Origin of the sequence: Streptococcus oralis subsp. dentisani (genome assembly GCF_002860905.1) — a bacterium.
Lineage (GTDB): Bacteria > Bacillota > Bacilli > Lactobacillales > Streptococcaceae > Streptococcus > Streptococcus oralis_BA.
Map to the genome: position 1 here is coordinate 448,192 of NZ_PKIG01000001.1, position 26,521 is coordinate 474,712.

Genomic DNA, 26,521 nt, shown 5'->3' on the forward strand with positions numbered 1-26,521 from the left:
CCTAAATTTCCTCACTCTCTAAGCCCTTTTATTTTCCCCTACACATATCCCATCAATTCTGGATTAAACTCTAGAGTCAACCACAAGGCTTCATCCTGAGTCAATTGGCTAGTTTGTCCCCAAGTTCCATCTCTCGCTCTTCTTGAGTAAGGATAACTGCCATGTTTATTTCTGGACTTTAATTCATGAATAACATCATCTTTCATAACTCTCCAGAGAAGACTAGAAGGTCTATAGTAATAGCCATCTCCAAGCCAAACTCTATTGAGATCATCGTATACAGATACTTTTTCATCAGAATTTCCTTCAGGGATACAATCAACCATATTTTCATTCTTATCAAGATCTATTACATCGAAAATTTCTAACGAATCAATATCCATAACAATTTCAATATTATCTGACATTTTTTCTCCTTTCTTTAATTTTTGCAACGAAAAAAGAGAGCGATTTTCTCACTCTCTCAAGTTATATGATATTTAATTTTTCACTTTCCCAAAACTCTAGACACTTAGGGAAGATTTTTTTATTTAACGTAAACAACTCCCAATTTCCCAAAAGCCACATCTCCACGGATAATCAAGGTTTTACTTGTTGGAGCTAGAGGAGCATCTGCCTTAGCTACTCCACAGAATGTCTCTACCTTAAGATCTACTCTCCAGTGTTGGGGCACGTAGACAACCGCATTCCCAAAACCAACTTCGATATCCAGAGTAGCAAAATCACCTAACATCTCTGCGTTGTCGTAATATATCTTTGCATTGCCAAAACCAACTTCAACTTGGTCTTCTACCAATTCTTGGTCTTGCTTGTAGAAAGTCCCTGTCCCAAAAGCAACTTCCTTATCTGTAAGAATGGTCTTTTTACCATCATACCACCATTTTTTCCCGTTCCAAGTTCTGTTAGAATGAGTGAGTGCGCTGACACCCATTACGATTAAAATACTTGCCCAGAACAATGACTGATTGGGAATCGGTAAAATATCATAAAAGTGGTTGGCAATCATTAAGGCCACTAGGGCTGTAAAAGAGGCTGATGTCAGATGACGACGAAGCAAAGCCTCAACTGATTGGTAGGCAAAAAAAACAATACCAAGCAAGGGCCAAATTTGCCCTCCCAGAGAAGGGATTCCAAAATTTCCTTGTAATAATATTAAAGCTGCTAAAACCAGCAACACAATACCAAATGCTTTCTTTTTCATATTCTTACCTCATGTTTCTTAGATTTTCTTTTAGGAGGGATTGGTAATGTCGTGAGACATGAACCTCCTTGTGGGTTTGATAAAAGGAAATGGTGCCCGTTCCTGAAAAGGACTTGTCCACCGAGTAAACTTGCCGGATATTGGCGATTGTTGACTTGGATATCCGACTAAAATAGCGAGGAAGGATAGACTCTAACTCATAGAGTTTAAGCCGAACCTCGTAGGCATCTTTCTGGGTATGGGCATAAATCTTGTTCCCTTCTGTCTCAAAGAAGAGAATTTCCGACAGATCCAGATAATATTCACCTGTTCCCTTGTAAAAAATCAACCGAGGAGACTTGGACTCTTGCAAGAGGCGCTGTAAATCCGCAATCTCATCTGTCAAAGCCGCTGCCTTGATGACAATTTCAGTTTCCTCTAAATTGCTATCAATTTCGATTCGTAACTTCATTCCATCTCCTTTCTGACTCTACTATATCAAAGCCAAAATAAGAAAACAAGAGCAAAAAAGCAAGTGGTTACTTTAGGCACGTAAGTGGTTGTAAGACCATCTTAACTTACAGGTCAAAATAGAAAGAAAATCACACCCCACACAAGTCCGCAAGCATAACCAACTACTACATCCTTTGGAAAATGCACTCCACCTAAGACTCTCACTAGCCCCAAGAAGGCTGATAAGGTCAAACAAATCATCCCCATAGTTAGACTAGCATGCAAGCAAGCCATGGAGATAATGGTTGCTGAAAAGACATGACGACTGGGCATAGACTGACCAGGACTATCTCTGTCTAGTAGCGGGACAATTTCCCAAACTTCATAAGGCCTAGGGGCATTGATTTTCTTACGAAGAAAGGACAAAATCACAAAACCTGACGCAGGGATAAACACATAGATCAAGACCTGTTTCCCAAGTCCTTCTTGGAGATAGGTAGTTGCTAACAAGGTCAGATAAACTATAGGCATAACTACCGTCATGAACCGATTGAAAGCTCTTAACAAGCTCAGAAGAAAGGGCTTATTTTTAGCAATAGCAGCAATGTGGTCATACCATTCTTGATAATTTTTCATATATTTTCTCATCACTTATTCAAATTTTGCTTATAGGGAAGCACTTGTCTTCTAGTATAGTGCAGAAAAAGAAGGCCGTCAAGCCTTCTTTCGATTTATTCTTCTGCTTCGTCTTCCGTAAACTGACTGTTGTAGAGGTCAGCGTAGAAACCAGCTTGTGCCATCAGATCATCATGATTGCCTTGCTCAATGATATTTCCATCTTTCATAACCAGAATAAGATCAGCATTTCGGATAGTAGACAAGCGGTGAGCGATGACGAAGGACGTTCTGCCTTCCATCAAACGATCCATGGCTTTCTGAATCAATTCCTCCGTCCGTGTATCAACCGAAGAGGTCGCCTCATCCAAAATCAAGAGTGGCGCATCTTTCAACAAAGCACGAGCAATGGTCAAGAGTTGTTTTTGTCCGACAGACAAGGTCACTGTATCATCCAAGACGGTATCGTAACCATCTGGTAGGGTCATAATAAAGTGGTGAATCCCTACAGCCTTGCTGGCTTCGATCACGCGCTCATCACTAATACCTGTTTGATTATAGATGAGATTGTCACGAATGGTTCCTTCAAAGAGCCAGGTGTCTTGCAAGACCATTGAAAAGGCATCGTGTACTTCTGATCGCTTCATAGCCTTGGTATCCACACCATCAATGCAAATACTTCCCTTATCAATCTCATAAAACTTCATCAAGAGGTTAACAATGGTCGTCTTCCCAGCACCAGTTGGTCCAACAATGGCAACCTTTTGACCTGCATGAGCTGTAGCAGAAAAGTCATGAATAATCGTTCGCTCTGGTGTATAACCAAAGGAGACTCGATCAAAGACTACTTGACCTTTCATATCGCTCAATTGTCTTTCTTTATGGGATTCATCTTCCATTTCCTCTTCAGCTAAAAATTCAAAGACACGTCCCATGGCTGCGCTAGCCTGCTGAAGACTGGTAATTCCTTGGGCGATTTGGGAAAGAGGCTGAGAAAAGATACGAACGTAGGCCATAAAGGCAACGATAATCCCTATACTAATCTGCCCATTCAGAGCCAAGGCTGCACCAACAATAATCACCAAGGCATAGCTAAAGTTCCCAATAAACATCATAATCGGCATCATAATCCCTGAAATAAACTGAGATTTCCAGATACTATCATACAGACGATGGTTTAATTTCGCAAATTCTTCTTTCGTGCTCTCGATGGCATTGTAACTGGTCACCACATTATGACCAGAGTACATTTCCTCCACATAACCATTGACAGCTGCCAAATCCTGTTGCTGACTCTTAAAAAAGCCCTGGGATTTGCCCATAAAGACGGATACAAATACAAACCCAACAAGAGTTGAAATAACCGTCACCAAGGCTAAAATCCAGTTCATCCCAAACATGGTTACCAAGACTGCTAAAACTAGTAAACTAGATGAAAGAACTGTTCCTAGACTTTGATTGAGGGACTGGGCTGCAGTGTCAACATCATTGGTTACACGAGACAAGGTATCTCCTTGAGAATGTCCATCAAAATATCCTAATGGAAGGCGATTAATTTTCTCTGCAATGGCTGTTCTCAAACGCTCTGAAAAACGTTGAATTGCTGTTGTAAACAGAAAGGCCTGCAAATAATTTGATAAAAGTCCAATCACATAGATAACGGCTAAAAAACCACCAATAGCTGCAACCGCCGCGACATCCACACTTGTTTCCAGACCACTGGCAATGATATTGGTCATTTCCTTGATACGAGTTGGACCATATACAGTAATAATGTTGGATAAGATTGTTGCTAAAAAGGCGATTAGAAGGGCAAACTGGAGACCTGCAAGATAGGGTTTACTCTGTTTCCAGAGCGACAGTTTTTTATTTTCCATGTTCCAATTCCTCCTTCGATAATTGTGAATAGGCAATTTCTTGGTAAACTTCGTTGGTAGCTAGAAGTTCCTTGTGGGTGCCTTGTCCCACGACTTGCCCTTGATCCAAGACCAAAATCAAATCTGCATCCATAATCGTTGAAATACGCTGTGCGACGATGAGTTTGGTCATAGACTTAGTTTTCTCAGCTAAATCTTGACGTAAAACTCGGTCTGTCTTGTAGTCCAAGGCTGAGAAGGAGTCATCAAAGATGAGGATTTCTGGCTTCCGAGCCAAGGCACGCGCAATTGCCAGACGCTGTCTTTGTCCACCTGAGAAGTTGATTCCTCCTTGAGCTACTTCTGACTCTAAGCCCGCTTCCTTGTCTTCGATAAAGTTCTTAGACTGAGCCAATTCTAAGGCTTGCCACATGGCTTGTTCATTAAGCGGTGTTTCTTGGCTGCGTCCAAAGTCTAGATTGCCCTTGACATCCCCAGAAAAGAGAACCGCTTTTTGTGGAATATATCCAACCTTGTTGCGCAAATCTTCTAAGGCATAGTCTTGAACATTAACACCGTCCACCAGAATTTCTCCTGTTGACACGTCGTAGAATCGTGGAATCAGATTAACTAGAGTTGATTTACCAGAACCTGTTGATCCTATAAAGGCCACTGTTTGACCAGCTTCTGCTTTAAAGCTAACATGTTCAACAACCGCCTCCGAATTTGCCGCATAGCGGAAGGTCACATCCTTAAATTCGACCTGACCTTTGAGCTTTTCATCAGCCAGCTGCACTTGAGCAGAGTTTTGGATAGAAGAATACAAATCTAAAACTTGATTAATTCGCTTAGCAGAAACCATAGTTCGGGGAAGAACGATGAAGAGTGCTCCCATAAGAAGGAAGCCCATGACAACCTGCATGGCATAAGACATGAAAACAATCATGTCACTAAATAGAGGCAGACGCGCTATCGGAGCAGCGTCGTTAATCACATAGGCCCCAATCCAGTAAATCGCCACACTCAAACCACTTGAAATCCCCATCATGATAGGGTTCAAAATAGCCATAAGACGGTTGACAAACAAATTCAAGCGTGTCAATTCATCATTTGCTGCTGCAAATTTTTCATTTTGGTATTCTTCAGCATTGTAGGCGCGAACGACACGAATACCTGTTAAACTCTCACGAGTGATACTGTTCAGCTTATCTGTCAGCTCCTGAATCAAGGACTGTTTTGGAAAGGCTAGCGTCATCAAAACAGTCGTCATCAGGACGTTGACAATCACTGCCACAAGTACGGCCCAGAGCCAGTATTCTGAATGACCTAAAATCTTCCCAATAGCCCAGATAGCCATAATCGGACCACGCGTTACCACTTGCAAGCCCATGGTAATCAACATTTGAACTTGAGTAATGTCATTGGTAGTACGCGTCAAGAGACTGGGAATAGAGAATTTCTTAATCTCTGTCTGCGAGTAATCCAAAACTCGGTTAAAAATATCACTTCTCAGCCTACTAGTATAAGAAGCTGCCACTCGGGATGCAAAAAATCCAACTGCAACTACGGACAAGAAGGCAAGAAAGGACATTCCCACCATCATGCTTGCCGGCTGCCACAACTCATCTAAATTAGTTCCTTGACTACCTAGCAAATCCGTAATTTTCGAGATATAGGTCGGCACTTCCAACTCTAGATAGACCGAAAAACAAGTAAAGAGAATGGCTAGTAAAATCATCCCCCATTCTTTTCTACTAATTCGTTTGGCTAATTTCTTCATTCTCTCCTCCTATTCCCTTGATATTTTCCTGTAGTTGAGCAAGGACTTTCTCAAAAATCAGTAATTCATCTTCATCAATGTCTTCCATCAACTGCTTATCAATTCGTTCAAAAAAGGCCTTAACCTGCTGCATTTGAGAACGTGCTTTGTCCGTCAAACGAACAAATTTTGCCCGCTTATCGCTAGGACTCGCATCCAATTCCACCAAACCATTTTGCACCATACGCTTGACCAAATTACTAGCAACAGACTTGGTAATATTGAGTTCCTGCTCGATATCTTTAATCAAGACCAAGTCTTGGTTTTTCTCACGATTATCCAAAAAACGTACAACCTGACCTTGAGGCCCACCCATAAATTCAATACCACAACGTTTGGCTTCCTTTTGCACCATCAGGTGAATCTGATGACCAAAACGCTTAAAGACTAACATCGGTTTATCCATACTAACTCCTTTCTAACTATCACATTTAGTTCTCCTAGGAACCAAACAAGTTTCTATGAGAACTATTTTACTATTTTCAGAAAAGATGTCAAGAAAAAGTTTCCAAGAGAACTATTTTCTTGATTAAAAAAATCCCAAGTGATTTTTTCACTTAGGATCATGTTCTATAGGTTAAATTAGAATCCATCTACGTTTGTGTAGATTTTTTGTACGTCTTCGTCGTCTTCAAGGACGCTGTAAAGTTTTTCAAAGGTTTCAAGGTCATCGCCTGACAATTCCACTTCTGACTGAGGAATCATTTCCAATTCAGTAACTTGGAATTCTTCTATACCTGACTCACGGAGGGCAACGATAGCCTTATGAAGGTCAGTTGGTGCTGTGTAAACTGTGATTGTTCCTTCTTCTGCTTCTACATCATCCACATCAACATCTGCTTCGAGCAATTGCTCAAAGACCGCGTCCGCATCTTCACCTGCAAATACAATAACACCTTTGTTATCAAAGAGGTAAGAAACCGAACCTGAAGCACCCATGTTTCCGCCGTTTTTACCAAAGGCTGCACGGACATTAGCCGCTGTACGGTTGACATTTGAAGTCAAAGTATCAACAATCAGCATAGAACCATTTGGTCCAAAACCTTCGTAACGTCCTTCTGTAAAGGTTTCGTCTGTGTTTCCTTTAGCCTTGTCCAAAGCTTTATCGATAACGTGTTTTGGCACTTGGGCTTGTTTAGCACGGTCGATAACGAATTTCAAAGCTGAGTTTGATTCTGGATCTGGATCACCTTTTTTAGCTGCTACATAGATTTCTACACCAAATTTTGCATATACTTTAGAGTTAGCTCCATCTTTAGCCGTTTTCTTGGCTACGATATTGGCCCATTTACGTCCCATTAGGAATCTCCTTTTTTCACATTTTAATCTTTCTTATTATAACACAAGTTTTTTCGATTTTCACTAGAGGAAATGGATTTTATTCAGTAAATCCAACTAGGATTGCACTTTGGTTACCAAGATTGCCTTGCCTTCTTTTATCAAGGGGTGACGAAACAGTGAGAAATACAGTTGGATAGTCATAGCAACCCAGATAAGGGGTTCACAAAGGATAACTCCCTTATAGCCCGCCCAAGGGATAATCAAGACCACAAAAGCGATTTTCCCGATTAGTTCGATAAAGCTAGAAACCAGAGGAAGGATTTTTTGCCCCAAGCCCTGCAAACAATTGCGATAAATCAACAAGAGGCTCAAAATAGGATAGAAGACTGAACTGATTTGCAGGTAGAGACTTCCATTTTCTATCAAGTAACCATCCGTCGAACTAGCCAAGAAGGAAACCAAGGCTGGACTGGCAAAAAAGAGGAAGATACAAATAAAAACTGCCCAGGATATACTTAAACGACTACCGATTCGAAGACCTTGAACAATGCGGTCTGGTCGTTTAGCTCCTAGATTCTGAGAAGCAAAGGTCGTCATCGAGGCAGAAATAGCGGTCATAGGAAGAAGGGCGAAAGCCATAATACGTCGAGCCGCCGTCTGGGCACTAATAATCACTGCACCAAAGGTATTAACAGAAGACTGTAAAATCACACTGCCGATAGATACAATCGAACTCATCAAGCCCATAGCCAAACCTTGCTCCAAGAGATCAGCGTACAAGCTTTTGTCCCATTTAAAATGCTTGAGCTGAGGGAGTAGCTCAGGCACACTCTTACGGATATAATAAAAGCAGAGAACCGCTGATAAGGCTTGCGAAATAATGGTAGCTAGTCCCGCGGATTGAACTCCCAGATGCAATTGCGTAATGAAATAGAGATCCAGAACCACATTAACCAGAGCAGAGAAAATCAGAAAACCAAGCGCTGCCAGACTGTCCCCAATGGACCGCAATAAACCTGCAAAGAGATTATAGGCAAAGCTGACACCGACACAGGTCACAATCATAGAAATATATTGATAGGACTGGGGAAGAATTTCTGCAGGAGTATCTAGGTATTGCAAGAGAGGATACAAGCCAAGAAAGCCCAGCAGCATCACTACAACACTCAAAAGAGCGCCTAAAATCCAGGTGGCTGCTACTGCCTCCTTGATTTTAGTGAAATTCCGAGCTCCATAATAACGGGCAATGACAATTCCCATGCCATTACCAACACCAAGAGTAAAACCTACAATCAGGTCAAAAATTGCTGTCGTCGCTCCTACTGCAGCCAAGGATTCTTGACCAAGAAATCGTCCAACAATCAAGACATCAGCAGTATTATAGAGCTGTTGAAAAATATTTGATAACAAGATTGGGAAGGCGAAGCTTAAGAGCGAGGGAAGAATCGGACCATGTATCAGGTCCACTGTTCGTTTTTTATTCATAAGGCTATTATATCAGCTTTCTAGAGGAGCGACAAGAAACAGCAAACTATAGATGATCTGAAAACTTGAACAAAAAACCGAAAAAGCAGCGGATGTTCTCCACTACTTTAACAGCTTATTCTTCAATTTCGATTTCAAGCTCATCGCCTAGGTCAAGAGTTACTTCTTCATTCACAGAATCTGCTTGAACTGCTTCATCTTTTTTAGTTTCAACACCTTCTACAGAAGCTTCTTCTCCATCAACCAAACCAAATTGAACACGGACTTGATGGTCAATCTCATCAAAGATTTCTGGGTGATCTGCCAAGTATTTCTTAGCATTTTCAGAACCTTGCCCGATTTTCTCATCCTTGTAAGAGTACCAAGCTCCTGCTTTTTTGATGATATCCAAATCACTTGCAATCTTCAAAAGCTCACCAGTCTTAGAAATCCCTTCTCCGTACATGATTTCAACGAAGGCTTCCTTAAATGGTGGAGCCACCTTGTTTTTCACGACCTTGATCTTGGTTTCCTTACCAACATTGGTGTCTTTTTGGTCACCAGTTCCCTTGATTTGTGTGCTTCCACGAACATCCAAACGGACTGATGCGTAGAATTTCAGAGCACGTCCACCAGGAGTTGTTTCTGGATTTCCAAACATCACTCCAACTTTTTCACGCAATTGGTTGATAAAGATGGCAATAGTTTTGGTTTTATTGATAGAAGCACCGAGCTTACGCATGGCCTGGCTCATCATACGGGCCTGCAAACCAACGTGGCTATCTCCGATATCTCCATCAATTTCCGCACGAGGTACAAGGGCCGCAACTGAGTCGACCACGACAAGGTCAACTGCACCTGAGTCAATCAATTTTCCTGCAATCTCAAGACCTTGCTCTCCTGAGTCTGGTTGTGACAAGAGCAATTCGTCAATGTTAACACCAAGGGCCGCAGCATAAGCTGGATCGAGGGCATGCTCCGCATCGATAAAGGCTGCAATACCACCTTCTTTTTGCGCTTGCGCAACTGCATGAAGGGCAACCGTTGTCTTACCAGATGACTCTGGCCCATAGATTTCAATGATACGTCCCTTAGGATAACCACCTGAACCAAGGGCAATGTCAAGAGCCAAAGAACCGGAGCTCATCACTTGCACCTTTTGCTCGGCACGTTCACCCAAACGCATGATTGAACCCTTACCAAAGTCTTTCTCAATCAATTTAAGAGCGTCATTCAAGGCTTTTTCACGTTCAGCACCGAATTTTTTTGAAATTTCATCTAATTTTTTTGGTTTTTTCGCCATTCTATTCTCCTACATTCTAATGGTCCTCAGACCTATCTACTATTATATCAAAAGTTAGTCACTTAATAAAGCCTTGCGAACTAGGTTAAAGGCATGCATAACCGCAATGTGACGCACATCTGCTCGACTTCTGCCTCCAATATTAACCTTGATAACTTCAGTTCCATGCTCTTGAGCCAAGCCTATGAAGACTGTCCCAGCTGGATGTCCTTCTAGGCTATCTGGCCCTGCCACTCCAGTCAAACTCATTCCAAAATCAGACTGGGTCTTGATTCGTGCCTGCTCAGCCATCTTCTGAGCTGTAAATGCAGACACCACACCATGTTCTTCCAAATCCTTGGCAGGAATATCCAACATCTTTGATTTTTCCTCCAAGCTATAGGTTACAAAACCACCCTTAAATATACTTGAAGCTCCTGAAAAATCCGCTACCCTAGCTTGGAAAAGCCCTGCCGTCAAACTCTCTGCAGCCGTGATAGTTTTCCCTTGCCTTTTCAGCTTTTCTACCACAATGCTGGCTAAACTAGTCTCTTCCCCATAACCATAACAAAGTTCTCGTAAAGAAAGGCCTTCAAAAGTTTGGCAATTCAAGATTTGGTTTTCTAAGATATCCAGCACTTGATTCGCCTTTTCTTGACTGCTAGCCTTTGTTGACAGACGCAGAGTGACTTCTCCTGTCTTTGCATAAGGTGCCAAGGTCGGATCGGTTTGATTATCAATTAAATCAGCCAAAATGGTCACCAACTGACTTTCGCCAATTCCAAAGAAACGAAGAACTCGGGAATACAGCTTGCTCCCTGTCATCAACTTGGGTAGAAGTTGGTTTAAGACCATGGGTTTCAATTCACTTGGTGGACCTGGAAGGACAACGTAGGTCACTCCATCGACTTCCAATATTCCTCCCACAGCCAGTCCTGTTTCGTTTGGCAGTGGAGTCGCACCTTCTACAATTTGAGCTTGTCTTTCATTATTCGGTGTTCGGGCATAGTCTGGTCTCTGGGCGAAAAATACATCTAACTTTTCTTGTGCCTGAGGATCGAAGACTAATTCCTTCCCTAAAAATTTAGCTAGAGTTTGTTTGGTCAAATCGTCCTCAGTTGGCCCCAAACCGCCTGTCAAAATCACCAGACTACTACGTTGACTGGCAATCTCAAGCAAAGACAAGAGACGAGCTTCATTGTCTCCTACAGCCATCTGAAAATATACGTCTACCCCAATCTCTGCTAGTTTTTCCGATAAAAACTGAGCATTAGTATTGACAATCTGTCCTGTCAAAATCTCTGTTCCAACAGCAATGATTTCTGCTTTCATGTTTCCTCCTACCTATCTATTCGTATTTTTTTGAAAAAATCGCAGGAAATTTCCCACGATTGATTTTTTATTTATAGTAAGAAAGTTAATTGTCTTCGTCACCAACAGGTGTTCGTCCAAATAAATCTTCAAATAAGACAACATTTGTTTCAAGCTGAGTGACTTCTTCTTGTCCCAAAGAACGTCTCAAAAGATTCTGCATTTCCAACATATGATTTCTCGTAACAATTTGATAAGAAACGCCTTGTAGCATCTCCCCTTCACCCTTCAACTGTTGTGTTTCAATAGTTTTAAATGAATCTTTATAGCCCAACAAGCTTGGAATACTTTTCGCAGATAAATCAATATTAGTCTGCATATTAGTACTTAGGGCTTTTAAGATAGACTGATAGTGACTGACACTATTTAAACTAAGAACTTTTTCAACAACTTTTTGAATGACTTCACGCTGACGCTTTTGACGACCATAGTCTCCTTCTGGGTCTTGATAACGCATGCGTGAATAAACAAGCGCTTCTTCTCCATTTATTGTCTGTTCTCCAACGCCGATAGAAATGGTGTTAAATTCTTCTTGGTCACTGATAGAAATCGGGAAACCTAGTGTATTATTGACTGTAATACCTCCCACTGCATCGACCAATTGTTGCAATCCTTGCATATTAACCATAATGTAGCGATCGATATGGATATTCATCATCTTTTGAATTGTTTCTATAGCAAGTTCTGCTCCACCACCAGCATAGGCAGCGTTTAACTTTGCTTCTTCAATACTACCATCTTTATGTTGAATTTTAGTCAGGATATCACGCTCCAAACTCAGCATCATGGTCTTCTTAGTATGTGGATTGACAGTCAAGAGAATCATGGAATCACTATTTCCAGCCCACTGATCTGTACGCTCTACATTCCCAGTATCAACCCCCATTAACAGAATGGTCAAAGGTTCTGTTGCTTCAATAACCTTGGTTTCTTCCCCTATTTTTTTATAGGTCTTTGATAAGGTTTGTGTGCCTTGCTGATAAATAGTATAAGCAAAAACACCCACACCCAAAACTGTCACAGCTAGAAAAGCTAGCACCATTCCAATAATTTTTTTAACCATATTTCTACTAATCTATCAGTTTACCCATCAAGTAAACATCGATAAATTTCCCTTCTTCTATATATGCTCCACGCTCTTGGCGACCTTCAATTATAAAGCCATGCTTTTGATAAAGATGAACCGCAGCCTGATTACGAGTTTGAACAGTAAGTTGCAGACGACGCAGAATGCCACTTGCTTGTGCCCACTCTATGACTTCTTCTAGCAACAAATTTCCCAAGCCATTATTCCAATATCTTTTTCCAATCACAATGAAGAGATCTCCAATATGACGGACTCTCTTACGCTGGTCAGCTGTAATATTTACAATACCAGCAATTTTATCATTTAAGAATGCAAGTAAGGTTATCTGATTGTCCCAACTAGCTTGCTTGTTGAGGAATATTTCCATCTCCTCACTGGTCAAGAGAATACCATCTCCGTCTAAGCTGGTAAAATCTGTCTCCAAACTCACACGATTTAAAAAGGCCACTAATTCAGCTGCATCTTTAGGCTCTGCTTCTCTAATGAGCAATTCATACTCCATGTTGAAGCTCCTCTAAGAGTTTTTCTGCACGCAACCCCTTTGCTTGGAAATGTAATCTGCGACCGTCTTCTTCTTTTAGAATTTCCAATTCTAAATAAGTATCTGGTAAGGCATCACCTAAAAGATTCCCCCACTCGATGACAGTCACCCCGCCACCAAAGAGAAACTCATCCAAATCGATAGAATCCTCATCTCCTTCAATTCGATAAACATCTAGGTGATAAAGTGGCAGTCTGCCTTCATACTCTCTTACGATAGTATAGGTTGGACTCTTAATCATCTGGGAAATCTGTAATCCCTTAGCAAGTCCTTTAGTAAAGGTCGTTTTACCTGCGCCCAGTTCTCCAGTTAAGATTAAAACATCATTCTTTTCTAATAGATGGCCCAAACGCTCCCCTAAGGCTTGCAGCTCTTCTTCATTTTTTGTGTACATACTCTTATTATACCAAAAACTTTTCTTTTGTGTCTATTTTCCTGCTAAACTTACCATCATAACATCCATAAAAACAAGCTTTCTCTAAAAGAAAATGAGCGTAGCAATGACCAATACAAGATCTCGGAAAATATGACCATAAAAGGAAACTTCCTTTTTAACAGAATTTGGGACAAGATAGGCTGCAAAAAACAAACCCAGTCCAATATACATCAGAAGTGAGACAATGGTCATTGGATTTCTTAAGAAGAGAAGTGTTGCTAAAATAGTCACCAATACTGTCTTTTTTCTGTCTAGCATAGCAAGAAAATCGCGCATGTATTTTTTCAAGGGTAAAAAAATCAGCAAATCTAGTCCAAATAGGAAAAAGAAGGATGGCAATAAAAAGTCAACTAATTCTTGCTGCAACGTATTTTTGATGAACAAGTTATCTGACAGGACAAGAACAGCTCCTAACAAATTAATTAAGAGCAGGATACTGTAAAGAAGCTTCACTGACTTCTTACTGGCTAGGACACTATGGACTTCTTGCTTACGGGTATAAAGATAATTTACTCCAGCACAGATTCCCGAAACGAATACCATACTTCCGATGAAAAAAGCTGTACTTTGTTTAAAGGACAAGATGCATTCTTTCCATAGGAAACAGCTACTCAAACTGATTTGAATTAAAGCTAACAAAAATAAGATTCTCATTGATTTCATCTTTTCTCTCCCTTCCTACCAATCATTATACTCGGAGAAAAGAGAGAACTGTTTCCAATCTTCTCAAATGTCTCTTTTAGACGCTAAACAAACACGAAAGGCTAAACTTGAAGTCAAAAAAACGCACCATATCAAAAACTAAAAAATTTGATATTATGCGTCATGTTTTAAACTAATTAACTATTCTTTCTATTCAAATGAGCTTTTAACCAATTGATTGAACCAATCCACTCTTAAAACCAAAGAGCAATTTCTCTCTTAGCTGACTCTTCTGAATCTGAACCATGTACAACATTTTGGATAGGTTGATTTTCACTAGCAGCTTTTGCAAAATCACCTCGAATAGTTCCTGGTAAAGCTTCTTCTGGACGAGTCGCACCCATCATAGTCCGCCAAGTTTCGATTACTTTGGGACCAGAAATGATACCTACAAGAACCGGTCCTGAAGTCATAAATTCACGAATCGGTGGGTAAAAACTTTGACCAACCAAGTCCTGATAGTGCTGGTCAATCAGCTCTTCTGAAACCTTTGTACGCAACTCCAATTTTTCGATTGTAAATCCACGTTGTTCGATGCGTTTCAACACCTCACCCACTAATCCTCTTTTTACACCGTCTGGTTTAATGATAAAAAATGTTTGTTCCATACCCGTCTCCTTTGTCAGCTTCTTTCTTTTATTTTACCACATTTCACGGAAAAATGGAGAAAGTTTTCAGAAAAGAGAAAGAGAACCCGAAGGCTCTCTCATTCTCCCTTATTCTACTGTTTCTTCCACAGTTTCAACGGCAGTATCCACAACTACTTCTGTTGTTTCTTCATTCCCTTCTTCCTCTACTGGAGGATTAAGGTATTCTTCTTCGTTGATAGCATGTGGTTCAAGGTTGCGGTAACGAGCCATACCAGTACCAGCTGGGATGATCTTACCGATGATAACATTTTCTTTAAGTCCAAGGAGATGGTCTTTCTTACCACGGATAGCTGCATCTGTAAGGACACGAGTTGTTTCCTGGAAGGAAGCCGCTGACAAGAAACTGTTGGTTTCAAGTGAGGCTTTGGTAATTCCCATAAGGACTGGGCGACCTGTCGCTGGAACTCCACCTGCGATAAGGACATCTTTGTTAGCATCTGTAAAGTCATTGATATCCATGAGGGTACCCATGAGAAGATCTGTGTCACCTGGATCCATGACACGGACTTTACGGATCATTTGACGAACCATTACCTCGATGTGTTTGTCACCGATTTCTACCCCTTGGCTACGGTAAACTTTTTGTACTTCACCGAGAAGGTAAGTTTCAACTGACAAGACATCACGAACTGCAAGGAGACGTTTTGGTTGGATAGAACCTTCTGTCAGAGCAGCACCACGCGCTACTTGGTCCCCAACTTCGACACGCATACGAGCGGTAAATGGAACGACGTATTCACCTTCGCCAGTTTCACCCTTAACAAAGACTTTCTTAGTACGAGTTGAGGCATCTTCTTCGATAGCTGTAACTTGTCCTTTAACCTCTGTGATAACCGCTTCCCCTTTAGGATTGCGGGCTTCAAAAATTTCTTGGACACGAGGAAGACCCTGAGTGATATCGGTATTTGAGGCAACCCCACCCGTGTGGAAGGTACGCATTGTAAGCTGTGTACCAGGTTCCCCGATAGATTGGGCAGCGATTGTACCGACTGCTTCACCAACTTCAACCGCATCACCAGTCGCCAAGTTGATACCGTAACAGTGACGGCAGACACCGTGACGAGTGTTACATGTAAATACAGAGCGGATAGTCACTTCTTCCACACCAGCATTAACAATTTCACGCGCCTTGTCTTCTGTGATCAATTCATTTGGACCGATAATCACTGCACCAGTTTCTGGATGTTTAACAGTTTTCTTAGTGTAACGACCATTGAGACGTTCTTCTAGAGACTCGATCATCTCTTTTCCTTCGGCGATAGAACGAATCAAGAGACCACGGTCTGTTCCACAGTCGTCCTCACGGATGATAACGTCTTGGGCAACGTCAACCAAACGACGAGTCAAGTAACCTGAGTCGGCTGTCTTAAGGGCCGTATCGGTCATACCTTTACGGGCACCGTGAGTTGAGAAGAACATTTCCAATACCGACAAACCTTCGCGGAAGTTTGAAAGGATTGGCAATTCCATGATACGTCCGTTAGGAGCAGCCATCAGACCACGCATCCCGGCAAGCTGTGAGAAGTTTGAGATGTTACCACGGGCTCCAGAGTCCATCATCATAACGATTGGGTTCTTAGGATCTTGGTTGGCAATCAAGCGTTTCTCTAATTTTTCACGGGCAGCACGCCATTCAGCTGTAACGGCATTGTAACGCTCGTCGTCTGTGATCATACCACGACGGAATTGTTTTGTGATTTGTTCTACACGTTTGTGTGATTCTTCAATGATTTCAGCCTTGTCATCAACGACTGGGATATCGGCAATACCCACTGTCAATCCTGCAAGAGTTGAGTGGTGGTAACCGAGATTCTTCATACGGTCAAGTAGGGCAGAAGTTTCTGTCGTACGGAAACGTTTGAAGATTTCAGCGATGATATTTCCAAGGTTTTTCTTCTTGAATGGAGGGTTAAGTTCAAGATTGCTGATAGCTTCCTTGATATCTCCACCAAGTGGCAAGAAATATTTAGCTGGAACCCCTTCTGTCAAGTTGGCATTGTTTGGTTCTTGCAAGTATGGTAGACCCTCTGGCATGATGTCGTTAAAGAGGATTTTACCAACTGTTGTAAGCAAGACCTTATGTTTTTGCTCTTCTGTCCAAGGCTTGTTGAGGCTGTCTGTTGCGATACCGACACGTGAGTGAAGGTGAACATAACCATTACGGTAAGCCATAACCGCTTCGTCACGGTCTTTGAAGACCATTCCTTCACCTTCACGACCCGCTTCTTCCATAGTCAAGTAGTAGTTACCCAAAACCATGTCCTGAGATGGAGTAACAACTGGTTTACCATCTTTCGGGTTCAAGATATGCTCAGCAGCGAGCATCAAGATACGAGCTTCTGCTTGGGCTTCTTCTGAAAGCGGTACGTGGATGGCCATTTGGTCCCCGTCAAAGTCGGCATTGTAGGCTTCACAGACAAGTGGGTGCAAGCGAAGGGCCTTACCATCAATCAAGACTGGCTCGAAGGCTTGGATACCCAAACGGTGAAGGGTCGGTGCGCGGTTCAAAAGCACTGGGTGTTCTTTGATCACTTCTTCAAGGATATCCCAGATACGCTCATCTCCGCGTTCCACCAAGCGTTTAGCTGCTTTGACGTTTTGCACGATATCACGGGCAACGATTTCACGCATCACGAATGGTTTAAAAAGTTCGATCGCCATTTCACGTGGCACACCACATTGGTACATCTTAAGAGTTGGACCAACGGCGATAACGGAACGTCCTGAGAAGTCAACACGTTTACCGAGCAAGTTTTGACGGAAGCGTCCTTGTTTACCTTTAAGCATGTGACTCAATGATTTCAGTGGACGGCTACCTGGTCCTGTGATTGGACGACCACGACGACCATTGTCAATCAAAGCGTCAACCGCTTCTTGAAGCATACGCTTCTCATTTTGAACGATGATACCTGGTGCGTTCAACTCAAGCAAACGAGCCAAACGGTTGTTACGGTTAATAACACGACGGTAAAGGTCGTTCAAGTCAGATGAGGCAAAACGGCCACCATCCAACTGCAACATTGGACGAAGATCTGGTGGAATAACTGGAAGGATGTTGAGAATCATCCATTCAGGTTTGTTTCCAGACTTGTAAAAGGCATCCAAAACATCCAAACGACGGATAGCTTTGACACGTTTTTGTCCAGTAGCTGTTTTCAACTCTTCTTTGAGTTCAGCAATTTCTTTTTCAAGATCTACTTGTTTCAAAAGGTCTTGGATGGCTTCGGCACCCATCTTGGCAACGAATGATCCATAGCCATACTCACGCAAACGCTCACGGTATTCGCGCTCTGTCATGATAGACTTGTGCTCAAGTGGTGTATCCTTTGGATCAATCACCACATAAGCCGCAAAGTAGATAACTTCCTCGAGAGCACGAGGACTCATATCAAGGGTCAAGCCCATACGGCTTGGAATCCCCTTGAAGTACCAGATGTGAGATACAGGAGCTTTCAACTCGATGTGCCCCATACGCTCACGACGAACTTTCGTACGCGTTACTTCAACCCCACAACGGTCACAAACAATCCCTCTGTAACGAATGCGTTTGTACTTACCACAAGCACATTCCCAGTCTTTTGTAGGGCCAAAGATAACTTCATCAAAGAGCCCTTCACGTTCTGGTTTCAACGTACGGTAATTGATTGTTTCAGGTTTTTTGACTTCTCCATAAGACCATGAACGGACTTTGCTTGGAGAAGCTAGGGTGATTTGCATACTTTTAAAACGATTTACATCAACCACTATTTCTTCCCTTTCTATTCTAAGTGAACTGCTTATTCTTCTTCAGCAGCTTCTTCTGTTGCTTCCGCTTTTGTTGCTTTCTCAGCTTCTTCAGCTTCAAAGGCTGCTTTAGCCTCTTGTGCTGCTTTTTCGCGGGCTTTTTCAAGGTCATCTACGTGGATGACATCTTCGTCCATTCCTTCATCCAAGTCACGAAGTTCCACTTCTTGGTCATCTTCATCTAGGACACGCATGTCAAGACCAAGAGATTGCAATTCTTTGACAAGAACTCGGAAGGATTCTGGAACACCTGGTTTTGGAATTGGTTTTCCTTTTGTAATAGCTTCATAAGCTTTCAAACGTCCGTTGATATCGTCAGACTTGTAAGTCAAGATTTCTTGAAGGACATTTGACGCACCGTAGGCTTCAAGAGCCCAAACCTCCATCTCACCAAAACGTTGTCCACCAAACTGAGCTTTACCTCCAAGTGGTTGTTGGGTAACAGTTGAGTAAGGTCCGACTGAACGCGCGTGCAATTTATCGTCAACCATGTGGTGGAGTTTGATCATGTACATGACTCCGACAGAAACACGGTTATCAAACGGTTCCCCAGTACGTCCATCGTAAAGGATTGTTTTGGCATCGCTATCCATACCAGCTTCTTTAACAGTTGACCAAAGGTCTTCAGAACTTGCTCCGTCAAAGACTGGTGTTGCAATGTGAATACCAAGAGTACGAGCCGCCATACCAAGGTGAAGCTCCATAACCTGACCGATATTCATACGTGATGGCACCCCAAGTGGGTTCAACATGATATCGACTGGAGTTCCGTCTGGAAGATAAGGCATGTCTTCTACAGGAACGATACGAGAGACAACCCCCTTATTTCCGTGACGTCCGGCCATCTTATCTCCGACCTTGATCTTACGTTTTTGAGCGATGTAGACGCGAACCAGCATATTAACACCTGATTGCAATTCATCTCCATTTGCACGTGTAAAGATCTTAACATCACGAACGACACCATCGGCACCGTGTGGTACACGAAGAGAAGTATCACGCACTTCACGAGATTTATCTCCGAAGATAGCGTGCAAGAGACGTTCTTCAGCTGAAAGGTCTTTCTCACCCTTAGGTGTTACTTTACCTACAAGGATATCACCTTCTTTAACCTCAGCACCGATACGGATAATACCCATTTCGTCAAGGTCTTTAAGGGCATCTTCACCAACGTTTGGAATTTCGCGAGTGATTTCTTCAGGCCCAAGCTTTGTATCGCGTGTTTCTGATTCGTATTCTTCAAGGTGAACAGATGTATAAACATCGTCTTTCACCAAGCGTTCGCTCATGATAACAGCATCCTCGAAGTTGTAACCTTCCCAAGTCATGTAGGCAACGATTGGGTTTTGTCCAAGCGCCATTTCTCCATTTTCCATAGAAGGTCCGTCAGCGATGAAATCGCCTCTTTCAACGACATCGCCAACTTTAACAAGCGTACGTTGGTTGTAGGCAGTACCTGAGTTTGAACGACGGAATTTTTGGATGTGGTAAACGTCCAATGAACCATCTTCACGACGAACTTCTACCTTGTCCGCATCTGCATAAGTAACTTTACCGTCATACTGAGCAATCACAGCAGCTCCTGAATCGTGGGCTGCTTGGTATTCCATACCAGTACCAACGTAAGGTGCTTGAGGATTGATCAATGGCACAGCCTGACGTTGCATGTTGGCTCCCATGAGGGCACGGTTGGAGTCATCGTTTTCCAAGAAAGGAATACATGCCGTCGCAACGGCAACTACCTGTTTTGGTGATACGTCCATATAGTCAACAACATTAGCTGGATACTCTTGGTTGACCCCTTGGTGACGTCCCATGACAACTTTTTCAGCAAATGTTCCATCTTCATTCAGACGAGAATTAGCCTGCGCTACAGTATATTCATCTTCTTCATCGGCTGTCAACCAAACGATTTCATTCGTAACAACACCTGTTTCACGGTCAACTTTACGGTATGGTGTTTGAACAAAACCATATTTGTTCAAGTGTCCGTATGATGACAAGTTATTGATCAAACCGATGTTAGGTCCTTCAGGTGTCTCGATTGGACACATACGTCCATAGTGAGTGTAGTGCACGTCACGGACTTCATATCCAGCGCGGTCACGTGTCAAACCACCAGGTCCTAAGGCTGACAAACGGCGTTTGTGAGACAACTCAGAAAGTGGGTTGTGTTGGTCCATGAACTGTGACAACTGTGATGAACCAAAGAATTCTTTAACAGCAGCTGTTACAGGACGGATATTGATAATTTGTTGTGGTGTCAAGACTTCGTTGTCCTGAACAGACATACGTTCACGGACATTACGTTCCATACGAGAAAGTCCAAGACGTACTTGGTTAGCAAGCAATTCACCAACCGCACGGATACGACGGTTTCCAAGGTGGTCGATATCATCTACGCGGCCAAGTCCTTCAGCCAAGTTGAGGAAGTAGCTCATCTCAGCAAGGATATCTGCAGGAGTGACGATACGAACCTTGTCATCTGGATTAGCATTACCAATGATGGTTACGACGCGGTCTGGATCAGTTGGTGCAACAACCTTGAATTTTTGAAGAACAACTGGCTCAGTCACAACGGCTGCATCATTTGGAATGTAGACAATCTTGTTCAAATCACCATCCAAATGGCTTTCAATACTTTCAATCACGCTACGAGTCATGATTGTACCAGCTTCTACCAAGATTTCTCCAGTTTCAGGGTCTACCAATGGCTCTGCAATGGTTTGGTTGAGCAAACGTGTTTTGACATTGAGTTTTTTATTGATCTTGTAACGACCAACTGCTGCTAAGTCATAGCGACGTGGATCAAAGAAACGAGCCACAAGCAAGCTACGTGAGCTTTCAGCAGTCTTAGGCTCACCTGGACGAAGGCGTTCGTAAATTTCTTTCAAAGCTTCGTCGGTACGAGAGTCCATTGGGTTCTTGTGGATATCTTTTTCAACAGTGTTGCGAACCAATTCGCTGTCACCAAAGATATCAAAGATTTCATCATCACCTGAGAAACCAAGGGCACGAACCAAGGTTGTAAATGGAATCTTACGAGTACGGTCGATACGAGTGTAGGCGATGTCTTTTGAGTCGCTTTCAAGTTCCAACCAAGCTCCACGGTTAGGGATAACAGTTGAACCGTAGCCCACTTTACCATTTTTGTCTACTTTATCATTAAAGTAAACACCTGGTGAGCGGACCAACTGAGATACGATGATACGTTCACCACCATTGATGATGAAAGTACCCATTTCTGTCATGATTGGGAAATCACCAAAGAAAACTTCTTGGGTCTTGATTTCGCCTGTTTCTTTATTGATCAAGCGGAAGGTTACAAAAATTGGTGCTGAGTAGCTAGCATCGTGGATACGAGCTTCTTCTAGCGTATATTTTGGTTCCTTGATTTCATATCCAACAAATTCCAACTCCATTGTGTCTGTGAAGTTTGAAATTGGCAATACATCTTCAAACACTTCCTTAAGACCGTGGTCTAGGAAAGCTTTGAATGAGTCAGTTTGAATTTCAATCAAATTTGGTAAGTCAAGAACTTCTTTGATTCTTGAAAAACTACGACGGGTACGATGTTTCCCGTATTGAACGTCATGTCCTGACAAGATGATTCTCCTTTGTAAATAAGTTCCAAGCCTTGTCAATCAGGCTTTCTAATCGTCATATGGTTGTAAAACCCCTATCACCGTGTCCTCTTGACGAATTTTCAGAATCTTTAAGTCTTTGTTACAAGTACTCAAAATCCTGAAAAAAAGCACAAAAAGAGCAGCTAAATCTGACTTTTTCAGAAGATTTAACTGCTGTGAGCCTTGTCTGGACAATATTTCAGACAAAACCTACGACAAATGATTACTTACATTATACCCTATTTAGCTAGATTTTTCAAGGGGATTAACGATTTTTTGACAAAATCTTTTCCTATAAGAAACACTAGCTAAATCGTAGCAAAACCTGTTGCGATTTTCTTTTGTTTTAATTTTGAGGAAACGCTTGCATATTGTTTTACTACATGCTATACTGATATAGAAATTTATTGATTGGAGAATCATCATGAGAAAAGCACCAGCTCAAACTGAGAAAAAAATGGTCTACAGCATCCGTTCCCTCAAAAATGGAACTGGTTCTGTCCTTATCGGCGCAAGCCTTGTCCTACTTGCTATGGCTACCCCAACTATCTCAGCCAACGAAAGTACACCAACCACTAACGCAAGTAATAGTGAAACTACTACTGCCCTTGCCCAACCTCTTACTGATGCAACAAACATCGCTGGCAAGAACGAAAGCGATTTTTCTTCACCTGATAGTGCAAACGCTTCCCTAGAGAAAAAAGAAGAAAAACCTGCAACAGAGCCAACAACTCCAGCCGATTCAGCACCACAAACTGGACAAGATCGTTCAAGTGAGACAACTACTTCTACTAGTCCAGTAACGACTGAAACTAAGGCAGAAGAGCCCATCGAAGACAACTACTTCCGTATCCATGTCAAAAAACTTCCTGAAGAAAACAAGGATGCTCAAGGACTATGGACTTGGGACGATGTTGAAAAACCTTCTGAAAATTGGCCAAACGGAGCCCTGTCCTTTAAGGATGCCAAAAAAGACGACTACGGCTACTACCTAGATGTCAAATTAAAGGGAGAACAAGCCAAGAAAATTAGCTTCCTCATCAACAATACAGCTGGAAAAAATCTAACCGGCGATAAATCTGCAGAAAAACTAGTTCCAAAAATGAACGAGGCTTGGTTAGACCAAGATTACAAGGTTTTCTCTTACGAGCCACAACCTGCAGGAACTGTTCGCGTCAACTACTATCGCACTGACGGCAACTATGACAAGAAATCTCTTTGGTACTGGGGAGATGTAAAAAATCCAAGTAGCGCTCAATGGCCTGACGGAACAGACTTTACAGCTACAGGCAAATATGGCCGCTATATCGACATTCCTCTTAAGGACGCCGCCAAAGAATTCGGCTTTTTACTATTAGATGAGAGCAAACAAGGAGACGATGTGAAAATCCGTAAAGAAGATTATAAGTTCACAGATTTGAAAAATCATAGCCAAATTTTCCTAAAAGATGATGACGAAACCATCTACACCAACCCCTACTATGTGCACGATATCCGCATGACAGGAGCCCAACACGTAGGCACTTCTAGCATTGAGAGTAGTTTTTCAACACTTGTCGGTGCTAAAAAAGAGGATATCCTCAAACACTCCAACATCACTAATCACCTAGGAAATAAAGTAGCTATCACCGATGTTGCAATCGATGAAGCTGGTAAGAAAGTGACCTACAGTGGAGATTTCTCGGACACAAAACATCCTTATACCGTGAGCTACAACGCTGACCAATTCACTACCAAAACAAGCTGGCGTCTGAAAGATGAGACTTACAGTTATGATGGCAAACTTGGAGCTGACCTAAAAGAAGAAGGAAAACAAGTTGATTTAACCCTTTGGTCACCAAGTGCTGACAAGGTTTCTGTCGTTGTCTACGACAAGAATGACCCTGAAAAAGTGGTTGGAACTGTCGCTCTTGAAAAAGGGGAAAGAGGAACTTGGAAACAAACTCTAGATAGCACAAACAAACTCGGAATCACAGATTTCACTGGATACTATTATCAATACCAAATCGAACGTCAAGGTAAAACTGTTCTTGCACTCGATCCTTACGCTAAGTCCCTCGCTGCTTGGAATAGTGACGATGCTAAGATTGACGATGCCCATAAAGTGGCTAAAGCCGCCTTTGTAGATCCAGCCAAACTCGGACCTCAAGACTTGACTTATGGTAAGATTCACAATTTCAAGACTCGTGAAGATGCCGTTATCTACGAAGCTCATGTGCGTGACTTTACTTCAGATCCTGCCATTGCAAAAGACTTAACCAAACCATTTGGTACCTTTGAAGCATTTATTGAAAAACTAGACTATCTCAAAGACTTGGGTGTAACCCACATCCAGCTCCTTCCAGTCTTGTCTTACTACTTTGTCAATGAATTGAAAAACCATGAACGCTTGTCTGACTATGCTTCAAGCAACAGCAACTATAACTGGGGATATGATCCTCAAAACTACTTCTCCTTGACTGGTATGTATTCAAGCGATCCTAAAAATCCAGAAAAACGAATCGCAGAATTTAAAAACCTCATCAACGAGATCCACAAACGTGGCATGGGAGCTATCCTGGACGTAGTGTATAACCATACAGCCAAAGTTGATATCTTTGAAGACCTAGAGCCAAACTACTACCACTTTATGGATGCTGACGGAACACCTCGAACTAGCTTTGGTGGTGGACGTTTGGGGACAACTCACCATATGACCAAACGCCTCCTAGTTGATTCTATCAAATACCTAGTTGATACCTACAAAGTAGATGGATTCCGCTTCGATATGATGGGAGACCATGATGCGGCTTCTATCGAAGAAGCTTACAAGGCTGCACGCGCCCTTAATCCAAACCTCATCATGTTAGGCGAAGGTTGGAGAACCTATGCTGGTGATGAAAATATGCCTACTAGAGCTGCTGATCAAGATTGGATGAAACATACCGATACTGTCGCTGTCTTCTCAGATGACATCCGTAACAACCTCAAATCTGGTTATCCAAATGAAGGTCAACCTGCTTTTATCACAGGTGGCAAACGTGATATCAACACTATCTTCAAAAATCTGATTGCTCAACCAACTAACTTTGAAGCAGACAGCCCTGGAGATGTCATCCAATACATCGCAGCCCATGATAACTTGACCCTCTTTGACATCATCGCTCAGTCTATTAAAAAAGACCCAAGCAAGGCCGAGAACTATGCTGAAATCCACCGTCGTTTGCGACTTGGAAATCTCATGGTCTTGACAGCTCAAGGAACTCCATTTATCCACTCTGGTCAGGAATATGGTCGCACCAAACAATTCCGTGACCCAGCCTACAAGACTCCAGTAGCAGAGGACAAACAACCAAACAAATCTCACTTGTTGCGTGATAAGGACGGCAATCCGTTTGACTATCCTTACTTCATCCATGACTCTTACGATTCGAGTGATGCTATTAACAAGTTTGACTGGACTAAGGCTACAGATGGAAAAGCATATCCTGAAAATGTCAAGAGCCGTGACTATATGAAAGGGTTGATTACCCTTCGTCAATCTACAGATGCCTTCCGACTTAAGAGTCTTCAAGATATCAAAGACCGTGTCCACCTCATCACTGTCCCAGGTCAAAATGGTGTAGAAAAAGAGGATGTAGTAATTGGCTACCAAATTACTGCTCCAAACGGTGATATCTACGCAGTCTTTGTCAATGCGGATGAAAAAGTTCGCGAATTTAATTTGGGAACTGCCTTTGCCCACCTCAGAAATGCTGAAGTTTTAGCAGATGAAAACCAAGCAGGACCAGTCGGAATTGCCAACCCTAAAGGGCTTGAATGGACTGAAAAAGGCTTGAAATTAAATGCCCTTACAGCCACTGTTCTTCGAATCTCTCAAGGCGGTGCCATCGTTGCCCCAGCTATGGAAGAAAAACCAGAATTTGATCTTTCTAGCTTAACACAAGAGCAAAGTCAAAATAACGGCCAAGACAATATTCCAAACCGAGTCGTCAAACCGGAACATCAAAATCCAGCTCCACAGGCTAAACCTGACTCTACAAAACCAGATACAAAAGTAGCGGACGCAGATCATAAACCTAGCCAAACTACAACTGATTCACAAACTGAAAAACCAGCACAAGAGCCACAAGCATCATCTGTAAAAGAAGCGGTTCAAAACGAATCAGTAGAAAACTCTAGCAAGGAAAATATAGCTGCCCCCCTAGCTAAACAAGCTGAACTTCCAAATACAGGAACCAAAAACGATCACAAACTCCTGTTTGCAGGAATCAGCATTCTTGCCCTTCTAGGTCTCGGGTTCTTACTAAAAAACAAAAAAGAGAACTAAACTAGCCCTCCTATAGAAAAATCCCCCAAGCATTATAGCTCGGGGGATTAATTTTTGTACAATATT

General features: G+C 42.2%; 19 protein-coding genes. 1 reads left to right on the plus strand and 18 read right to left on the minus strand.

The window, feature by feature from the left end; all coding sequences use genetic code 11:
- Positions 1 to 38: 38 nt before the first annotated feature.
- The 18 genes from CYK16_RS02160 to rpoB form a co-directional block, all read right to left on the minus strand.
- Complete coding sequence (locus tag CYK16_RS02160; RefSeq protein ID WP_101776602.1) at positions 39 to 407, minus strand: hypothetical protein; 369 nt, start codon at positions 405 to 407, stop codon at positions 39 to 41.
- A gap of 119 nt (positions 408 to 526) precedes the next feature.
- Positions 527 to 1,201: a LiaF transmembrane domain-containing protein gene (locus CYK16_RS02165; protein WP_060805184.1), complete on the minus strand. Its 675-nt coding sequence runs from the start codon at positions 1,199 to 1,201 to the stop codon at positions 527 to 529.
- A 4-nt stretch (positions 1,202 to 1,205) separates the two neighbouring features.
- Positions 1,206 to 1,652, minus strand: coding sequence for a LytTR family DNA-binding domain-containing protein (locus CYK16_RS02170; protein ID WP_060805185.1), 447 nt, complete (start codon positions 1,650 to 1,652; stop codon positions 1,206 to 1,208).
- 113 nt (positions 1,653 to 1,765) lie between these two features.
- On the minus strand, positions 1,766 to 2,269 hold the full coding sequence (locus CYK16_RS02175; RefSeq protein ID WP_060805186.1) for a phosphatase PAP2 family protein: 504 nt from the start codon (positions 2,267 to 2,269) through the stop codon (positions 1,766 to 1,768).
- 95 nt (positions 2,270 to 2,364) lie between these two features.
- Positions 2,365 to 4,125, minus strand: coding sequence for an ABC transporter ATP-binding protein (locus tag CYK16_RS02180; RefSeq protein ID WP_060805187.1), 1,761 nt, complete (start codon positions 4,123 to 4,125; stop codon positions 2,365 to 2,367).
- Complete coding sequence (locus tag CYK16_RS02185) at positions 4,115 to 5,884, minus strand: ABC transporter ATP-binding protein (RefSeq protein WP_101776603.1); 1,770 nt, start codon at positions 5,882 to 5,884, stop codon at positions 4,115 to 4,117. Before CYK16_RS02185 ends, CYK16_RS02180 begins: the two co-directional genes overlap by 11 nt.
- Positions 5,859 to 6,329 carry a MarR family winged helix-turn-helix transcriptional regulator gene (locus tag CYK16_RS02190; RefSeq protein WP_101776604.1) on the minus strand — a complete coding sequence of 157 codons (471 nt, stop codon included), beginning with the start codon at positions 6,327 to 6,329 and terminating at the stop codon, positions 5,859 to 5,861. Before CYK16_RS02190 ends, CYK16_RS02185 begins: the two co-directional genes overlap by 26 nt.
- Positions 6,330 to 6,505: 176 nt before the next feature.
- A complete protein-coding gene (locus tag CYK16_RS02200; RefSeq protein WP_000532882.1) occupies positions 6,506 to 7,222 on the minus strand; it encodes a YebC/PmpR family DNA-binding transcriptional regulator in 717 nt (238 codons plus the stop codon).
- 96 nt (positions 7,223 to 7,318) lie between these two features.
- Positions 7,319 to 8,689, minus strand: a complete 1,371-nt coding sequence (locus CYK16_RS02205) for an MATE family efflux transporter (RefSeq protein ID WP_101776606.1) — start codon at positions 8,687 to 8,689, stop codon at positions 7,319 to 7,321.
- Positions 8,690 to 8,804: 115 nt separating this feature from the next.
- The gene (gene recA, locus CYK16_RS02210) at positions 8,805 to 9,971 is read right to left on the minus strand and encodes a recombinase RecA (protein WP_084890945.1); all 1,167 of its coding nucleotides are present in this window, start codon (positions 9,969 to 9,971) and stop codon (positions 8,805 to 8,807) included.
- Between the two features lie 54 nt (positions 9,972 to 10,025).
- A complete protein-coding gene (locus tag CYK16_RS02215) occupies positions 10,026 to 11,282 on the minus strand; it encodes a competence/damage-inducible protein A (RefSeq protein WP_060805190.1) in 1,257 nt (418 codons plus the stop codon).
- 85 nt (positions 11,283 to 11,367) lie between these two features.
- Positions 11,368 to 12,384: a glycopolymer--peptidoglycan transferase LytR gene (lytR, locus tag CYK16_RS02220; protein WP_060805191.1), complete on the minus strand. Its 1,017-nt coding sequence runs from the start codon at positions 12,382 to 12,384 to the stop codon at positions 11,368 to 11,370.
- Between the two features lie 7 nt (positions 12,385 to 12,391).
- Positions 12,392 to 12,910, minus strand: a complete 519-nt coding sequence (locus CYK16_RS02225; protein ID WP_060805192.1) for a GNAT family N-acetyltransferase — start codon at positions 12,908 to 12,910, stop codon at positions 12,392 to 12,394.
- On the minus strand, positions 12,900 to 13,343 hold the full coding sequence (tsaE, locus tag CYK16_RS02230; protein ID WP_060805193.1) for a tRNA (adenosine(37)-N6)-threonylcarbamoyltransferase complex ATPase subunit type 1 TsaE: 444 nt from the start codon (positions 13,341 to 13,343) through the stop codon (positions 12,900 to 12,902). Before tsaE ends, CYK16_RS02225 begins: the two co-directional genes overlap by 11 nt.
- Before the next feature lie 84 nt (positions 13,344 to 13,427).
- The gene (locus CYK16_RS02235; RefSeq protein ID WP_060805194.1) at positions 13,428 to 14,048 is read right to left on the minus strand and encodes a hypothetical protein; all 621 of its coding nucleotides are present in this window, start codon (positions 14,046 to 14,048) and stop codon (positions 13,428 to 13,430) included.
- 233 nt (positions 14,049 to 14,281) lie between these two features.
- Entirely contained in the window at positions 14,282 to 14,695 is a 414-nt protein-coding gene (gene ndk / locus CYK16_RS02240; protein WP_060805195.1) for a nucleoside-diphosphate kinase, read from the minus strand.
- 108 nt (positions 14,696 to 14,803) lie between these two features.
- On the minus strand, positions 14,804 to 18,481 hold the full coding sequence (rpoC, locus tag CYK16_RS02245) for a DNA-directed RNA polymerase subunit beta' (protein ID WP_000228746.1): 3,678 nt from the start codon (positions 18,479 to 18,481) through the stop codon (positions 14,804 to 14,806).
- A 32-nt stretch (positions 18,482 to 18,513) separates the two neighbouring features.
- Positions 18,514 to 22,125 (minus strand): DNA-directed RNA polymerase subunit beta, encoded by a 3,612-nt coding sequence (gene rpoB / locus CYK16_RS02250; RefSeq protein ID WP_101776607.1) that lies wholly within the window; start codon positions 22,123 to 22,125, stop codon positions 18,514 to 18,516.
- A gap of 445 nt (positions 22,126 to 22,570) precedes the next feature.
- On the opposite strand from rpoB, the gene CYK16_RS02255 reads away from it, so the two are divergent.
- A complete protein-coding gene (locus CYK16_RS02255; protein WP_101776608.1) occupies positions 22,571 to 26,455 on the plus strand; it encodes a pullulanase in 3,885 nt (1,294 codons plus the stop codon).
- Positions 26,456 to 26,521: the final 66 nt, after the last annotated feature.

Coding starts and splice junctions, on each gene's coding strand:
- CYK16_RS02235 (WP_060805194.1), bottom strand. CDS start 14,048: ATGAAATCAATGAGAATCTTATTTTTGTTAGCTTTAATTCAAATCAGT.
- recA (WP_084890945.1), bottom strand. CDS start 9,971: ATGGCGAAAAAACCAAAAAAATTAGATGAAATTTCAAAAAAATTCGGT.
- CYK16_RS02205 (WP_101776606.1), bottom strand. CDS start 8,689: ATGAATAAAAAACGAACAGTGGACCTGATACATGGTCCGATTCTTCCC.
- CYK16_RS02170 (WP_060805185.1), bottom strand. CDS start 1,652: ATGAAGTTACGAATCGAAATTGATAGCAATTTAGAGGAAACTGAAATT.
- CYK16_RS02200 (WP_000532882.1), bottom strand. CDS start 7,222: ATGGGACGTAAATGGGCCAATATCGTAGCCAAGAAAACGGCTAAAGAT.
- CYK16_RS02190 (WP_101776604.1), bottom strand. CDS start 6,329: ATGGATAAACCGATGTTAGTCTTTAAGCGTTTTGGTCATCAGATTCAC.
- CYK16_RS02160 (WP_101776602.1), bottom strand. CDS start 407: ATGTCAGATAATATTGAAATTGTTATGGATATTGATTCGTTAGAAATT.
- CYK16_RS02180 (WP_060805187.1), bottom strand. CDS start 4,125: ATGGAAAATAAAAAACTGTCGCTCTGGAAACAGAGTAAACCCTATCTT.
- CYK16_RS02225 (WP_060805192.1), bottom strand. CDS start 12,910: ATGGAGTATGAATTGCTCATTAGAGAAGCAGAGCCTAAAGATGCAGCT.
- tsaE (WP_060805193.1), bottom strand. CDS start 13,343: ATGTACACAAAAAATGAAGAAGAGCTGCAAGCCTTAGGGGAGCGTTTG.
- lytR (WP_060805191.1), bottom strand. CDS start 12,384: ATGGTTAAAAAAATTATTGGAATGGTGCTAGCTTTTCTAGCTGTGACA.
- CYK16_RS02255 (WP_101776608.1), top strand. CDS start 22,571: ATGAGAAAAGCACCAGCTCAAACTGAGAAAAAAATGGTCTACAGCATC.
- CYK16_RS02175 (WP_060805186.1), bottom strand. CDS start 2,269: ATGAAAAATTATCAAGAATGGTATGACCACATTGCTGCTATTGCTAAA.
- CYK16_RS02185 (WP_101776603.1), bottom strand. CDS start 5,884: ATGAAGAAATTAGCCAAACGAATTAGTAGAAAAGAATGGGGGATGATT.
- CYK16_RS02215 (WP_060805190.1), bottom strand. CDS start 11,282: ATGAAAGCAGAAATCATTGCTGTTGGAACAGAGATTTTGACAGGACAG.
- ndk (WP_060805195.1), bottom strand. CDS start 14,695: ATGGAACAAACATTTTTTATCATTAAACCAGACGGTGTAAAAAGAGGA.
- CYK16_RS02165 (WP_060805184.1), bottom strand. CDS start 1,201: ATGAAAAAGAAAGCATTTGGTATTGTGTTGCTGGTTTTAGCAGCTTTA.